Genomic DNA, 14,136 nt, shown 5'->3' on the forward strand with positions numbered 1-14,136 from the left:
CCGGCATCGCCCCGCCCTGGACACGCTTCGCTGCATCCGATTCAAGCTTGTCGCGCTGCCTGCCGTAAACCCGCACTGTCGCCGTCATGGAACGGTCAATCGTCAGTACGGGTGGAAGTGATGTTTGGAAAAATCAAGGTAGCATCGGGCTTGCTTGCAGTACTGGTCGTCTTCTGCGTCTTTCAGTTCGTGACCGGAGGGCTGGGTTTCTGGTCGCTTTCGAGCACGCACGACGACGTCAATAACCTCTCGAACATCGCCCTTAAGCAGGTAAACGCCGTTAACCAGACGACGCAGCATCTGATGGACGCGCGGATCAACCTGTCACGCGCCGGTACGCGCATGGTGCGCGGCGGCACGGAGCCGGTGGAGATCGTGCAGCACGCGCGTGAGCAGATCGCGAGCGCGGAAAAGTCGTTCGGCGCTTTCATGAACGCGCCGAAAACCGGCGATGAAAACGTGGCGCGCATGAACGCGTTGCAGGCGAAGTATGCCGAGTACGCGAAGGCGCTTTCCGAACTCGTGCAGTATCTCGACGCGGGCAACATCCAGGCGTTCCTGGACCAGCCGACGCAGGGCTTTCAGGACCGCTATCTCGCGGAACAGCAGAAGTTCGTCGATTTCGGCAATGCGTCGAGCAACGCCTACCTCGACTCGATCGACACGCGCTATGCGTTGTTCCGCGCGGTCGGCATCGTGATCGCGATTGCGCTGATCGCGGGCATCGTGCTCGTACACCTCGCGCTGCGTCGTGGCGTGATCGCGCCGCTGGAAGAAGCCGGGCGACACTTCGAGCGCATCGCGCAGGGGCGTCTGGATGAGCGCATCGCCGATCGCGGCACCAACGAAATCGGCCGTCTGTTCGCCGGTCTTGCCGCCATGCAGGCGAGCGTCGCGAACACCGTGAAGACCGTGCGCGAAACGTCGGAATCGATCAACTTCGGCGCGGACGAAATCGCGAGCGGCAACGCCGACTTGTCGGCGCGCACGGAGAATCAGGCGGCTTCGCTGGAAGAAACCGCATCGAGCATGGAAGAGCTGACCGCCACCGTGCGCCAGAACGCCGACCACGCGCGTGAAGCCAACACGCTCGCCGGCGAAGCGCTCGAAGCGACGTCGCGCGGTTCGAGCGTAGTGGACGACGTGGTCGACAAGATGCGCGTGATCGCGCGAAGCTCGGACAAGATCGCGGAGATCATCTCCGTCATCGACGGGATCGCGTTCCAGACCAACATTCTCGCGTTGAACGCGGCGGTGGAAGCCGCGCGCGCGGGCGAGCAGGGCCGCGGCTTCGCGGTCGTCGCGGGCGAAGTGCGCGGACTTGCGCAGCGTTCGGCGCAATCGGCGAAGGAGATCAAGGAGCTGATCGGCGAATCCGTCGCGCAGGTCAGCGACGGCTCGGAACTCGTCGAGCGCGCCGGCTCCGCGATGCGCGAAGTGTCCACGTCGATCTCGCGCGTCACGCAGATGATGGCGGAAATCAGCGCGTCGTCGCTGGAGCAGAGCGTCGGCATCGAACAGGTGAATCAGGCCGTGACGCAGATGGACGAGATGACGCAGCAGAACGCGGCGCTCGTCGAACAGGCGGCGGCTGCCGCGTCGTCGCTGCACGAGCAGACGCGGCAGTTGAAGGCGGCCGTCTCCGTGTTTCAGCTCGCCTAAGCAGGCAACGACGCGTACGCCGTGGCAAGGTGATACGGCGTCGTGGACGGCATTTCGGCTCGGCTGATGCTGCCATCGGCCGAGCGGCATTCCACCCAGCCGCGCGCGTGCAGAAAGCGCGCGGCGTAGCGCCCGATCTGCTCGCCGAGCGCGTCGCCACGCGTGGCGAGCGCGCGCAGATATTCGGTCTGCGCCCAGATGCGCTGCGTGCCGTCGATGACGCGGCCGGTTTCATCGAGCGCGGCAAACACGCCGCCTGATTTCTCGTCGATGCCGTGCTTCTGCGCGAAGTCGAACGCACGTTCCAGCCGCTCGTCCAGCGCGACGGCCCTGAACGCCGCGTGCCCGCTGCCTTTGACCAAAAAATACCATTCGAACTGATGGCCCGGCTCCAGCCGGTTGTTCGCTGCGCCGATCGGCAGTTCGGCGATGCAGCCGGTCGCCTCGTGCGTGAACGTGCGCGCGATGGATTCGGCGAGGGTCGCGAGGCGTGCGTCGTAAGCGGCGTCGCCGGTCGCTTCGCTCGCGGCGAGCCATGCCTCGGCCAGATGCATCAGCGGATTCTGCAGCGGCCCTTCGAGCGTCGCGGCGAAATCTTCGGCCAGGACCGCACTCAGCGCGTCCCCAGCATTCCCGAACCGCGTTTCGACGAGCTTCGCCGTTTCGTCGAGCACGGCGAATGCGCGCGACGAGCCGCTCTTCCTCGCGTAATGCGCGCACGCGAAAACCACGAACGCGTGCGTGTACAAGTCTTTTTGCCGCTCGAGCGGCGCGCCGTTTGCATCCACGCTGTAGAACCAACCGCCGTTGCGCGTGTCGTGGAAGTAATGCTGCAACGATTCGAACAATGTCGCGGCGTGGTCCAGATCGCCGGCATCCGCGAAAACGAATAACTGGCGCGCGCACGCCATCGCGCGGTAGCGTTTGGGCGGCAGCGGCGCATGGTCGTCGGGGCCGACGGCTTCGAACGGCAGACGCAGCGTCGCGTTGAAGCCGGGGCCGCGCCACACCGGGAGCACGACGTTCGCGTAGTGCGCGCGCAGCGCCGCGCCGGAATGCAGATTCGCGGACGGCGTCGACGGTGCGGCGGCTGTGGATTGATGTTGCATACGACAGTCTTTAGAAGTGTTCCGAGTGCGCTACGGCGTAGCCAGGCAAGCATAGCAAACGACACCCGTTGCGCGATCGGCCGGCATCACGAGGAGAGAAAAACATGTTGAACAACGTCGAACTTGTATCGCGGCTCGTCATGGCGGCTGCGCTCGGCAGCATGATCGGCTTCGAGCGCGAGCGGCTATCGTGGGCCGCCGGGCTGCGCACGCATATGCTCGTGTGCGTCGGCTCGGCGCTGATCATGATCGTGTCGGCGTTCGGTTTCGCCGATGCGCTCAAGGCGGAGCACGTGGTGCTCGATCCGTCGCGGGTGGCCGCGCAGGTCGTGTCCGGCATCGGCTTTCTCGGCGCGGGATCGATTCTGCTGCGCGGCGAGATCGTTCGCGGCCTCACGACGGCGGCGAGCCTGTGGTCCGTCGCGGCCATCGGGCTCGCGGTCGGCGGCGGCCTGTACACGGCGTCCATCGCTGCGACCGTCATCATCCTCGTCATTCTCGCGGGGTTGAAGCCGCTGGAGCGGCGCTTCATCTCGGCGAAGCAGCGCAGACAACTGACGATGCTCGTCGATCGCGGCTCGCTCTCCTTTCACGGACTGCACGAGGCGCTGGGACCGGGCAGCGTGCGCGTGAAGCAGTTCGTCGTGCAGCAGAGCGAAGAATCACCCGATTCCGACGAGGTCCAGGTGGAGTTGTCGCGCGTGTCGGAGCAGGAGTATCGGGCGATTTGCGCGCGCTTGCGGCAACTCGAAGTCGTCCGCGAGTTCCGGGAAGGCGACACCGTCTGAAACTTGCATAAAGCCGCTGGATAAGGGGTCGGTTACGGCTCGACAAGGCCCGCAGCCGTGCGACAATGCGGCCTCGAAATTTAATGCCTGACCGCACGGCGCTTGCGCGCCGACAGCTCCGGCCGCAGTCTTTCGATCCGCAGCTTTCGACCTATGCCAGATTCCGCTGTACCCCGAAATCCTGACGCTTCATCGGACGCTCACGTTCCCCCCGCAAAAGCCGGCCGCCGTGCTCCCGCGCGCACCGCGCAGCGCGTCGCGCAGTTACGCGATGCCATTCGCCCCGGCGAAACGCTCGACCTCTTCGCGGAGGACGCCGAACGCGCCACGCAGCAGGCGAAGAATACCGATATTCGTCAGGGCACCTTCGAAGGCTTCGAGTTGCCGGAGGTGTTTCTGGCGGCGGTGGAATCGTCAGCGAAGCGGCGCACGGGGCGCGCGGCGGCACCGCTCGGGGAGCCGGAGAGCGCGCCGATGCAGGGCGAACTGATCGCGGATGCCCCCGATACGTCGGATGAAAGCGCGAAGCTCTTCGCTATCGCGACCGTTCTCCGACCGCTTCGCACCGGCCCGCGCGACCAATGCCGCCCGACGGTCGCATCTCGCGCTTTCCCGGTGCCCGCGCTGATCCTCTGCGCGATGCTAGTGACGCTCGCCGTCACCTTCACAGCACCGGTCGCACTCGATACCGCCTCCGCTGACGCCTTCGTCACGCAGTAGCCGCTTGCGGCGACGTGTCGCGCCGTGCCGTCGACAATCCTCGCCATTAGTCCTGAATCGGTCAAAACGGCCGGTCGTGTAGAAAAACTACCACACTTTTGCGTGCGAAATGCTGCATTGCACTAGGAATCGGGCAGGGCAAACCCTATAATCATTGCTAAGGGAAAACCCTCAACACCAACCGGAGCCTGACATGAGCTACCTCTTCGCACTGCTGCAAAAATTCGCATCGTTCTTCGAATCGCCGCACCTCCCGATGGACAAAGACTACTCGTATCAAGCACGTTTCCGCGAATCCGAGCGTCAACGCAAGGCGCGCGGCACGGCATTCGGCTTCTATCTGTAATGCGCGGCTAAAGGCGGCGCGGGACAAATCAAAGTAAGCAAGACGTGACGGCAAGCGCCGTACACCCGCCCGCCAGTTTTTTCGTTGTTGTAGTTTTTCTAGCCGTCATCCACGCTTTTCTTCTCCGCGCTCAGTCGCGCGCGAGTCAGCCGTCCTCCCTCCCCGTTTTTCCGCGCCCGTCGTCGGACGAGCCGCCGCGGTATGCTTTCGCTCTCACGAACCCTTGCGCATTGCGCGGCCCCACATGACTGGCGACGTCCATTTCTACGATCCGAGCAAAGGCCACGGCCTGCCGCATGACCCATTCAAGGCGATCGTCGCGCCGCGCGTGATCGGCTGGATCTCCAGCCGTACCGCTGAAGGCGGCGTCAACCTCGCGCCGTACAGCTTTTTCGGCGCATTCGCGAGCTTTCCGTACGTGATCGGCTTCTCGAGCGAAGGCCGCAAGGACAGCATCAGCAACATAGAGGCGACGGGCGAGTTCGTCTGGAACATGTCGACGCGGCCGCTCGCGGAGCGCATGAACCGCACGTCCGCGCCGGTGGCTCCGGAAGTCGATGAGTTCGAACTCGCCGGGCTGACGAAGGGGCATGGCCGCAACGTGGACGTGCCGCATGTCGCTGAATCTCCGGCGGCGCTCGAATGCAAGCTGCTGCAAGTCGTCCGCATCCACGATCTCGCCGGCCAGCCGATGAACAACTGGCTCGCGCTCGGCCAGGTGGTCGGTGTCCATATCCGCAACGAGTTCCTCAAAGACGGTCTCTTCGATACCGCCGCCGCGCGCCCGATCATGCGTGCGGGTTATCGCGCCGATTACGCCGAAATCGGCGAGATGTTCCAGATGTTCCGGCCGAGCGCCTGAGCCAATAGGCCGAAGCATCGGCTTCGCGCCGCGACTTGTCGCGGCGCGACACGCCTGCATCGTTCCCCGCTTCTACCGCTTCCGTCGCGGAGCCTTGTCCAATAAGGGCCTCCGGGCGTGTCTTCTCGAAGTGCGACAAATCGGTGTCGTATTTCCACATGTGATTGTCGCAAATAGTCGGCTCACGGCACTTTTTTCTGGCAACTATGTATGCAGAGCGCGGAAGCGCGTCCGCCACGGTTCTGGAGAGTGTCGATGGATTCCCCCAAGGTAGTGGTCGAAGGGCTGTGCAAAGTGTTCGGCAGCAACCCGAAACAGGCGATCGACCTGTTGGCCGGCGGCGCGTCGAAGGAGGAAGTCTTCGCGCGTACCGGGCAGATCGTCGGCGTGCACAACGTCTCGTTCGACGTCAGGGAAGGCGAAATCTTCGTGCTGATGGGCTTGTCCGGCTCCGGCAAGTCCACGCTGATCCGTCTTATCAACCGGCTCGTCGATCCGACCGCCGGCAAGGTGCTGATCGACGGGCGCGACGTGGCCGCCGTGCCGCGCTCCGAACTGACCGCGCTGCGCCGCCGCGACATGAGCATGGTGTTTCAGTCGTTCGCGCTGATGCCGCAGCGCACCGTGTTGTCGAACGCCGCTTTCGGGCTGGAAGTCGCGGGCGTCGGGCGCAAGGAACGCGAGTCGCGCGCCATGACCGTGCTCGAACAAGTGGGCCTCGCGCCGTTCGCGCAGAAACTGCCGTCGCAATTGTCGGGTGGCATGCAGCAGCGCGTGGGCCTCGCGCGGGCGCTTGCCGTCAACCCTTCGCTGATGATCATGGACGAGGCGTTCTCCGCGCTCGATCCGTTGAAGCGCAAGGAAATGCAGAACGTGCTGCTCGATCTTCAGCGCGAGCAACGCCGTACGATTCTCTTCGTCTCGCACGATCTCGAAGAAGCCATGCGCATCGGCACGCGCATCGCAATCATGGAAGGCGGCCGCGTGGTGCAGATCGGCACGCCGCAGGAAATCATCACGAATCCCGCTGACGACTACGTGCAGGCCTTCTTCGAAGGCATCGACACGAGCCGTTACCTGACGGCCGGCGATCTCATGCAGACCGACGCCGTGCCGGTCATGAAGCATTCGCCGCAGATCGACGCATCGAGCGTCGCGAAGACGCTCAACGGCAGCGCCGAGTACGCGTTCGTGCTGGACGCCGAGCGCCGCATTCGCGGCCTCGTCGGGCGCGATGCGAGCGGCAATGCCGTGCCGCAAATCCATCATGTCGAGTGCATTCAGCGCAGCATGACGCTCGACGACGTGGTGAACCGCGTCGTCGCGAGCCCCGCCCCGCTGCCCGTCGTCGATGCGGACGGTTCGTACTGTGGTTCGGTCAACAAGACGAACGTGCTTCAGGTCTTAACGCGCCATCGAGGTTCCCATGTCTGAAATCATTCCGCTCGGTAGCTGGGTCGATCACGGCGTCCACTATCTGCTCGACCACGACGCGAAAACGTTCGACTCCATCGGCAAGGTCATCGAGAGTTTCGCCGCGCTCATCGAACATGGTCTGCAGGCCATCCCGATGTGGGCGCTCATGGCGATCTTCGTCGGCATCGGCTTGTGGCGCGTCGGCTGGCGTTTCGCGGCGTTCACGCTGCTGTCGCTGCTCCTCGTCTATGCCACAGGCTTCTGGGATCAGATGGTCATCACGTTGGGTCTTACGTTGTCCTCAACGTTTATCAGCCTGTTGCTGGGCGTACCGCTCGGCATCTGGACAGCAAAGAGCAAGGTCGTCGAAATGGTCGTGCGTCCTGTGCTCGACCTCATGCAGACCATGCCCGCGTTCGTGTATCTGATTCCGGCTGCCATGCTATTCGGCCTCGGTCGCGTGCCCGGCATTCTGTCGACGGTTATCTTCGCGATGCCGCCTGCGGTGCGCCTCACGTCGCTCGGGATCAAGCACGTGAATCGGGAGATCGTGGAAGCGGGTCAGGCGTTCGGTTGCACGCAGTGGCAACTGCTTTACAAGGTGCAAATTCCCAACGCGCTGCCGTCCATCATGACCGGCGTGAACCAGACCATCATGATGGCGCTGTCGATGGTCATCATCGCGTCGATGGTCGGCGCAGGCGGCCTCGGCAACGACGTGCTCGCGAGCATTCAGCGGCTCGATATCGGCCTGGGCTTCGAAAGCGGCTTGTCTGTGGTGTTGCTCGCGATCATTCTCGATCGCATCACGGAGAGCTTCGGACGCTCGCCGGGCATGGCTCGCGCGCCGCTTCTCTCGGGCTTCAAGTCCGTGATGCGCGTGCGCCGCGCGCCCGCCGCGCAACAAGGTTGATGCGTCCATGAAGCGCGATGCAGTCGTTCCCGCAGCCACCGACTCGCCGCTCGCCCATCTTGCGCACTTCGGCTTTCTCACGCTGCCGAACTTCTCGATGATCGCGTTCACGAGCGCAGTCGAAGTGCTGCGCATGGCGAACTACATCGGCCGCGCGGAGCATTACACGTGGTCGGTCATCACGCCGGATGGCGAGCCCGCGCGTGCGAGCAACGGCATCACGGTGAAGCCAGCGAAGACGCTCGACAAAGCGGGAATGCCCGACGTGCTGATCGTCTGCGCAGGCTGGCACGTCGCCGATTATGTCGACGATACCGTGATCGCGCTGTTGCAGCGCGCGCACGCGGCGGGCGTGCCGCTCGGCGGTATCTGCACCGGTCCGTATGCGCTGCTTGCGGCGAAGCTCTTGGACGGCTACCGCTGCACGCTGCACTGGGAAGACATGTCGCCGGTCAACAAGCGTTTCCCGCATGTGCGTTTCGCCGACGAGCTTTTCGTGATCGACCGCGACCGCGTGACCTGCACGGGCGGCACGGCGCCGCTCGATCTCATGCTCAATCTCGTGAGCCTCAGGCTCGGGCAGGCGCATGCGGCGCAAGTGTCGGAACAGTTCATCGTCGAGCGTATTCGCGGCTCCACCGACTACCAGCCCATTCCGGTGGATGCGCGCGTCGGCTTCTCGCGGGCGGAACTCGTGGAAGTGGTGCGACTGATGGAAGCGAATATCGAAGAACCGCTTTCCCTCGATGAACTCGCGCGGCTCGTTCATTTGTCCCAGCGGCACCTTCAGCGCATGTTCAAGATGTTCCTGAGCGTCTCGCCGACGCATTACTACCTGACGTTGCGGCTGCGACGCGCACGCGATCTGCTGCGCAATACCGATGCATCGATCGCGCGCGTAACGAGCGTCTGCGGTTTCCATTCGCCTTGTCACTTCAGCAAGGCGTATCGCGCGCAGTTCGGCCATGCGCCGAGCGCGGAGCGGCGTCTGTCTGCGTGACCCCGCCGCTGAGCCGCGAAGCTAACCGACGATCACGTTCGATAATCCGTCTTGCCGCCTTCGATCATGCGCAACGCGGCTTGCCATTGCAGCGCGGTGATGCCGTCTATCTCATCGCTGCGATACTGCGCGGAGGTAGTCTCGCAGACTTCACGCGAAGGCAGGTTCAGCTCGCCGCCGCCCGCAAGCGCGCGCAGTTGAATCTCGCAAGCGCGCTCCAGAAAATAGATCTCCTGAAACGCAGCGGGAATCGACCTGCCGCATGCAAGCAGGCCGTGATTGCGCAGGATCATCGCGTTATGCGGGCCGAGATCGTTGACGAGACGGTCACGCTCCGCGAGATCCAGCGCAATGCCTTCATAGTCGTGATACGCAAGCTGCCCGTAGTACTTCAGCGCATGCTGGCTGATGGGCAAGAGCCCTTGTTTCTGCGCGGACACGGCGGCGCCCGCGGGCGTATGCGTATGCACGACACACACCACATCCGGCCGCGCCATGTGAATGGCCGAGTGAATGGTAAAACCCGCCGGGTTCACGCGATACCTATCCGGATGCTCGGCCGCCTTCGCATCCACCGCGCGGCCGTCGCTATCGATGCGCACGAGGTCCGATGCGCGCATCTCGTCGAACAGCACGCCGTATCGGTTGATAAGGAAATGATGCTCCGGCCCAGGCACGCGCGCACTGATGTGCGTGAAGATCATGTCGGTCCAGCGGAAATGCGCGATCACGCGATACAGCGCCGCCAGATCGCAGCGTAGCGCCCATTCTTGCTCGGAATAACCGTTAGTCTCCATGCCAGTCTCCTTCGGTTGAGATGGATCAGATGGCCTGTGCGCGGCCGGGAAACGTCTCGTCGTAGTCCGTTGCGTGATTCGCTTCTTCGGCGTCCTGCGCGCCGCGCTGCTCGCGGTACATCATCGGCGGCAGGCCGAACTGCTTGCGGAATTCGCGGCCGAGGTGCGATGCATCGGAGAAGCCGCAGCTCGACGCGATATCGGCCACTGTCTTGTCCGAACTCGTCAGCAGCCACGCGGCCGTGCGCAGCCGCACCTGCTTGGCGTACGCCTGCGGCGCCTTGCCTGTCTCGGCCTTGAAGAGACGTTCGAGTTGCCGCGTCGACATGTCCAGCTTGTGCGCGAGTTCGTCGAGCGTGAGCGAACGGCCCACGTGCTGCTCCATCAGAAGAATCGCGCGTTTGACCTTCGGATGCGTGGCAGGCGCCAGTCCCGGCGGATGCGGCTGCGGCGCATTGCCCTTTTGCATGTCGTCGACGAGCAGAATGCGCAGCGCCTTCTGCACCGTCGCGGTTTCGAAGTGACGCAGCAAAATGGCGGCGGCCACGTCGATGGAAGCGCGCCCGCCCGAACACGTGATGCGTCTTCTGTCGATCACGAAGAGCCGGTCCGCAACGAGCAGTTGCTCGTCGGCTTGCGGAAAACGCTCGACGAAATCCCAGTAGTGGAACCAGCTCACGCATACGCGATGGCCGTCCAGCACGCCCGCGCGCATCAGCGTGAAAACGCCCGTGCACATGCCGACGATGGTCGCGTCGCGGGCGGCGGCGCGGCGGATGAACTGGAGCGTGGCATCGCTCGCTGAAGGCCCGGAATGCAGAAGGCCGCCTACGACGACCACGTAGTCGAACGGTTCGGCCTGCTCGTACGTTTCCCACGGCGTGATCTGGATGCCGCAACTGGCGCGCACCGGCGCGAGCGTTTCGCCTATCACGCTCCATGAACATCGTACCGGGCGGCTGAAGTCGCCTTCGTCAGCGGAAAGACGCAGCAGATCGACGAAGCCGGAGAATGCAGTCAGCGTGAAATTCGGCAACAGCACGATGCCGAAACGGATGCGCGACTTCGACTGGCCGTCGATGGAGAGCGGCGGGAGAGACTCTGCGGGGTTCATGCGCGTGACGTGCGGCGGCTCTGGGGTATGCGGCGAGCATAACACCGGGCGCGCGCCACGGGCGCATGGTCAGAAAAGGGAAACGCCGCGCAGAACGCGCGGCGTGAAGTGATGAATCAGGAGCCGAGAACGGCGAACGCCCAGGCAAACACGCCGCCGATGAGCGCGCCCGTCGAACGGCCAAGAACGCTCGCGACGGTGTAGTCGCCCCAACGCTGTTCGACTTCGGCTTTCAACACGCCGAAGTAGCGCAGTGCCGGATCGATGGAGCAGACGAGCATCAGGGCGGCCCATAGCGGCGCTTCGCGAGTGAGCACGTGTTCGGGAGCCAGAACGCCTGTCGCCTGAAGCCCGCCGACGACGGCGACGCCGACAAGAAACGCGAAAACCCAGGACTTGAAGAACTGATCGGGAAGAGCGTGACTTTCCATTGCTGCAAACGGGATAAACGTGGGGATCGAAGAGGAGAAACGCGTGTGGGCGCTCCTCACGGACCTAGGGAATATACCGAGGCCAGTCTCTTTAGCCGTTCGGAGCAATCTCAAAAAAGCCCCGGTTTGCAACGAAGCTGCGGAAAAACGCGCTGCGTCTAATGCGCTCTGGTACGCGCTGACGCCGGCATCCCATTTCCATGCCGTTTTTGTTCTATCGGCCGATATTGCGGTTTGGTGCAATGAGGCCATGTCGAACGCGCTCGTTCGCGCCGACGACGCCTAACGCCAACCTTGAGGGCACGTCATGAATGTGAGCGTTTTCGACCTGTTCAAGATCGGCATCGGACCTTCGAGCTCGCACACTGTCGGGCCGATGATCGCCGCGTGCCGCTTTGCATCGCATGTCGAGGACGCCAATCTGCTCGGCTTCGTCACGCGCGTGCGCGCCGAGCTGTTCGGCTCGCTGGGCGCTACGGGCAAGGGTCACGGCACCGACAAGGCGGTGCTGCTCGGTCTCGAAGGCAATCTGCCCGACCTGATCGATCCCGACACCATTGCGCCACGTCTCGCCGACGTCCGCGCGAACAAGCGACTGAATCTGCTTGGCAAGCGCGCCATTGTCTTCGACGAGCGCGAGCACATCGGCTTCTATCGCAAGCTGATGCCGGGCGCGGCGGGATCGAGCATGGTGCATCCGAACGGCATGCGCTTTCAGGCGTTCGATGAACATGGGCAATTGCTTGTCGAGAAAGAGTATTACTCCGTGGGCGGCGGCTTCGTGACGAACCGCGAAGGCGATCGCGTCAACGGTGTGCGCGCGGGCGGGAGCGTGCCGTATCCGTTTCGCACCGGCGAAGACCTTATGCGTATCTGCCGGGAGACAGGTCTGTCTATCGCGGAAGTCACGTTTCAGAACGAATGCGCGAATCGCAGCCAGCAAGAGGTGCGCGAAGGCGTGCTGGCCGTATGGCGCGTGATGGCCGCGTGCGTCGAGCGCGGCTGCAAGGAGCGCGGCGAGCTGCCCGGACCGATGCACGTCAAGCGGCGCGCGGCGGACCTGTGCGCGCAATTGCGCTCGCGTTCCGAGGAATCGCTGCGCGATCCGCTCTCGATGCTCGACTGGGTGAATCTTTACGCGATGGCCGTCAACGAAGAAAACGCTTCGGGCGGACGCGTGGTCACTGCGCCGACCAACGGCGCGGCAGGCGTGATCCCTGCCGTGTTGCACTACTACGTGAAGTTCATGCACGGCGCGAACGACGAAGGCATTGTGCGGTTCCTTTTGACGGCGGCGGCCATCGGCATCATCTACAAGGAGACGGCTTCGATCTCCGGCGCGGAAGTGGGCTGTCAGGGCGAAGTGGGCGTCGCGTGTTCGATGGCCGCCGCCGCGCTGGCAGCCGTGATGGGCGGCACGCCCGCGCAAGTGGAAAACGCCGCTGAAATAGGCATGGAACACAACCTCGGCATGACGTGCGATCCCGTCGGCGGCCTCGTGCAGATTCCGTGCATCGAGCGCAACGCGATGGGCGCAATCAAGGCGATCAACGCCGCGCGCATGGCGATGAAGGGCGACGGCCAGCATTACGTCTCGCTCGATTCGGTCATCAAGACCATGCGCGAAACGGGCGCGGACATGAAGACGAAATACAAGGAGACGTCACGCGGCGGGCTGGCCGTGAACGTCATCGAGTGCTGAAACACCGCTACGAAGGAAGAGACACATGGGCCGCTATTCGATATTCAGCCTGCTGCGCAACGGCATGTCGTATCACGAGAACTGGGAGCGCCAATGGCGCAGCCCCGAGCCCAAGCGCGAATACGACGTGGTGATCGTCGGCGGCGGCGGGCATGGTCTCGCGACCGCCTACTATCTCGCGAAAGAGCACGGCATTGCCAACGTCGCGATTCTGGAGAAGGGCTGGATCGGCGGCGGCAATACGGCGCGCAACACGACCATCGTGCGTTCCAACTACCTGTGGGACGAATCGGCCGCGCTGTACGAGAAGGCAATGAAGCTGTGGGAGGGCCTCTCGCAAGACCTCAACTACAACGTGATGTTCAGCCAGCGCGGCGTGATGAACCTCGCGCACACGCTGCAAGACGTGCGCGATACCGAACGCCGCGTGAATGCGAACCGGCTCAATGGCGTGGATGCCGAGTTCCTCACACCCGCGCAGATCAAGGAAATCGAGCCGACCATCAACCTGAATAGCCGTTATCCGGTGCTCGGTGCGTCGATTCAGCGTCGCGGCGGCGTCGCGCGTCACGATGCGGTGGCGTGGGGCTTCGCACGTGGCGCGGATCAGGCGGGCGTGGACATCATCCAGAACTGCCAGGTCGTGGGCATTCGGCGTGACGGTGATCGCGTGACCGGCGTCGATACGACGAGAGGTCATATCAAGGCAAAGAAGGTTGCCATCGTCGCGGCGGGAAATACCACAACGCTCGCGGACATGGCGGGCGTGCGGCTGCCGCTCGAAAGCCATCCGTTGCAGGCGCTCGTGTCCGAGCCCATTAAGCCGGTGGTCAACACGGTCGTGATGTCGAACGCGGTGCATGCGTATATCAGCCAGTCGGACAAGGGCGATCTCGTGATCGGCGCGGGCGTCGATCAATACACGGGCTTCGGGCAGCGCGGCAGCTTTCAGATCATCGAAGGCACGCTGGAAGCGATCGTCGAGATGTTCCCTGTGTTCTCGCGTGTGCGCATGAACCGCCAGTGGGGCGGCATAGTCGATGTTTCGCCGGACGCGTGCCCGATCATCAGCAAGACCGACGTGAAGGGCCTCTACTTCAATTGCGGCTGGGGCACGGGCGGCTTCAAGGCGACGCCGGGTTCTGGCTGGGCGTATGCGCACACCATCGCGAAAGACGAGCCTCATGCGTTGAATGCGCCGTTCTCGCTCGACCGCTTCTATACCGGCCATCTGATTGACGAACACGGCGCGGCTGCCGTGGCGCACTGAAGGAGT

At 63.6% G+C, this 14,136-nt stretch carries 14 protein-coding genes; 10 read left to right on the forward strand and 4 right to left on the reverse strand.

Going from position 1 to position 14,136, the window contains the following annotated elements; translation table 11 throughout:
* Nucleotides 1-120 precede the first annotated feature (120 nt).
* The gene (locus P9239_RS04035; protein ID WP_309749199.1) at nt 121-1,662 is read left to right on the forward strand and encodes a methyl-accepting chemotaxis protein; all 1,542 of its coding nucleotides are present in this window, start codon (nt 121-123) and stop codon (nt 1,660-1,662) included.
* On the opposite strand, the gene P9239_RS04040 is transcribed toward P9239_RS04035, so the two are convergent.
* Nucleotides 1,659-2,771 (reverse strand): AGE family epimerase/isomerase, encoded by a 1,113-nt coding sequence (locus P9239_RS04040; RefSeq protein ID WP_309749200.1) that lies wholly within the window; start codon nt 2,769-2,771, stop codon nt 1,659-1,661. The genes P9239_RS04035 and P9239_RS04040 overlap by 4 nt on opposite strands.
* 104 nt (nt 2,772-2,875) lie before the next feature.
* On the opposite strand from P9239_RS04040, the gene P9239_RS04045 reads away from it, so the two are divergent.
* From P9239_RS04045 to P9239_RS04075, 7 genes are all read left to right on the forward strand, one after another.
* Entirely contained in the window at nt 2,876-3,559 is a 684-nt protein-coding gene (locus P9239_RS04045) for an MgtC/SapB family protein (protein WP_309749201.1), read from the forward strand.
* 153 nt (nt 3,560-3,712) lie between these two features.
* Nucleotides 3,713-4,279, forward strand: a complete 567-nt coding sequence (locus P9239_RS04050) for a hypothetical protein (RefSeq protein ID WP_309749202.1) — start codon at nt 3,713-3,715, stop codon at nt 4,277-4,279.
* A 193-nt stretch (nt 4,280-4,472) separates the two neighbouring features.
* Nucleotides 4,473-4,625 carry a hypothetical protein gene (locus P9239_RS04055; RefSeq protein WP_309749203.1) on the forward strand — a complete coding sequence of 51 codons (153 nt, stop codon included), beginning with the start codon at nt 4,473-4,475 and terminating at the stop codon, nt 4,623-4,625.
* Nucleotides 4,626-4,869: 244 nt separating this feature from the next.
* Nucleotides 4,870-5,487: a flavin reductase family protein gene (locus P9239_RS04060; RefSeq protein WP_309749204.1), complete on the forward strand. Its 618-nt coding sequence runs from the start codon at nt 4,870-4,872 to the stop codon at nt 5,485-5,487.
* Between the two features lie 255 nt (nt 5,488-5,742).
* Entirely contained in the window at nt 5,743-6,921 is a 1,179-nt protein-coding gene (locus P9239_RS04065) for a glycine betaine/L-proline ABC transporter ATP-binding protein (protein ID WP_309749205.1), read from the forward strand.
* Nucleotides 6,914-7,816, forward strand: a complete 903-nt coding sequence (gene choW, locus P9239_RS04070) for a choline ABC transporter permease subunit (RefSeq protein WP_309749206.1) — start codon at nt 6,914-6,916, stop codon at nt 7,814-7,816. Before P9239_RS04065 ends, choW begins: the two co-directional genes overlap by 8 nt.
* Nucleotides 7,817-7,823: 7 nt before the next feature.
* Complete coding sequence (locus P9239_RS04075) at nt 7,824-8,816, forward strand: GlxA family transcriptional regulator (protein WP_309749207.1); 993 nt, start codon at nt 7,824-7,826, stop codon at nt 8,814-8,816.
* A 32-nt stretch (nt 8,817-8,848) separates the two neighbouring features.
* Here P9239_RS04075 and P9239_RS04080 read toward each other — a convergent pair whose 3' ends face one another.
* From P9239_RS04080 to P9239_RS04090, 3 genes are all read right to left on the reverse strand, one after another.
* Nucleotides 8,849-9,613: a class II aldolase/adducin family protein gene (locus tag P9239_RS04080; RefSeq protein ID WP_309749208.1), complete on the reverse strand. Its 765-nt coding sequence runs from the start codon at nt 9,611-9,613 to the stop codon at nt 8,849-8,851.
* Between the two features lie 25 nt (nt 9,614-9,638).
* Entirely contained in the window at nt 9,639-10,727 is a 1,089-nt protein-coding gene (locus tag P9239_RS04085; protein ID WP_309749209.1) for a GlxA family transcriptional regulator, read from the reverse strand.
* 116 nt (nt 10,728-10,843) lie between these two features.
* Nucleotides 10,844-11,158 carry a hypothetical protein gene (locus P9239_RS04090; protein WP_309749210.1) on the reverse strand — a complete coding sequence of 105 codons (315 nt, stop codon included), beginning with the start codon at nt 11,156-11,158 and terminating at the stop codon, nt 10,844-10,846.
* 307 nt (nt 11,159-11,465) lie between these two features.
* On the opposite strand from P9239_RS04090, the gene P9239_RS04095 reads away from it, so the two are divergent.
* Together P9239_RS04095 and P9239_RS04100 are read left to right on the forward strand one after the other, a co-directional pair.
* Nucleotides 11,466-12,860 carry an L-serine ammonia-lyase gene (locus tag P9239_RS04095; protein ID WP_309749211.1) on the forward strand — a complete coding sequence of 465 codons (1,395 nt, stop codon included), beginning with the start codon at nt 11,466-11,468 and terminating at the stop codon, nt 12,858-12,860.
* A gap of 25 nt (nt 12,861-12,885) precedes the next feature.
* Nucleotides 12,886-14,130, forward strand: coding sequence for a sarcosine oxidase subunit beta family protein (locus P9239_RS04100; RefSeq protein WP_309749212.1), 1,245 nt, complete (start codon nt 12,886-12,888; stop codon nt 14,128-14,130).
* Nucleotides 14,131-14,136: the final 6 nt, after the last annotated feature.

The organism is Caballeronia sp. LZ062 (assembly GCF_031450785.1).
Taxonomy (GTDB): domain Bacteria; phylum Pseudomonadota; class Gammaproteobacteria; order Burkholderiales; family Burkholderiaceae; genus Caballeronia.

Bases quoted from the DNA above. Each gene is read 5' to 3' on its own strand.
- P9239_RS04085 (WP_309749209.1), bottom strand. From the start codon at position 10,727: ATGAACCCCGCAGAGTCTCTCCCGCCGCTCTCCATCGACGGCCAGTCG.
- P9239_RS04100 (WP_309749212.1), top strand. From the start codon at position 12,886: ATGGGCCGCTATTCGATATTCAGCCTGCTGCGCAACGGCATGTCGTAT.
- choW (WP_309749206.1), top strand. From the start codon at position 6,914: ATGTCTGAAATCATTCCGCTCGGTAGCTGGGTCGATCACGGCGTCCAC.
- P9239_RS04095 (WP_309749211.1), top strand. From the start codon at position 11,466: ATGAATGTGAGCGTTTTCGACCTGTTCAAGATCGGCATCGGACCTTCG.
- P9239_RS04050 (WP_309749202.1), top strand. From the start codon at position 3,713: ATGCCAGATTCCGCTGTACCCCGAAATCCTGACGCTTCATCGGACGCT.
- P9239_RS04045 (WP_309749201.1), top strand. From the start codon at position 2,876: ATGTTGAACAACGTCGAACTTGTATCGCGGCTCGTCATGGCGGCTGCG.
- P9239_RS04040 (WP_309749200.1), bottom strand. From the start codon at position 2,771: ATGCAACATCAATCCACAGCCGCCGCACCGTCGACGCCGTCCGCGAAT.
- P9239_RS04075 (WP_309749207.1), top strand. From the start codon at position 7,824: ATGAAGCGCGATGCAGTCGTTCCCGCAGCCACCGACTCGCCGCTCGCC.
- P9239_RS04080 (WP_309749208.1), bottom strand. From the start codon at position 9,613: ATGGAGACTAACGGTTATTCCGAGCAAGAATGGGCGCTACGCTGCGAT.
- P9239_RS04055 (WP_309749203.1), top strand. From the start codon at position 4,473: ATGAGCTACCTCTTCGCACTGCTGCAAAAATTCGCATCGTTCTTCGAA.
- P9239_RS04090 (WP_309749210.1), bottom strand. From the start codon at position 11,158: ATGGAAAGTCACGCTCTTCCCGATCAGTTCTTCAAGTCCTGGGTTTTC.
- P9239_RS04060 (WP_309749204.1), top strand. From the start codon at position 4,870: ATGACTGGCGACGTCCATTTCTACGATCCGAGCAAAGGCCACGGCCTG.
- P9239_RS04065 (WP_309749205.1), top strand. From the start codon at position 5,743: ATGGATTCCCCCAAGGTAGTGGTCGAAGGGCTGTGCAAAGTGTTCGGC.
- P9239_RS04035 (WP_309749199.1), top strand. From the start codon at position 121: ATGTTTGGAAAAATCAAGGTAGCATCGGGCTTGCTTGCAGTACTGGTC.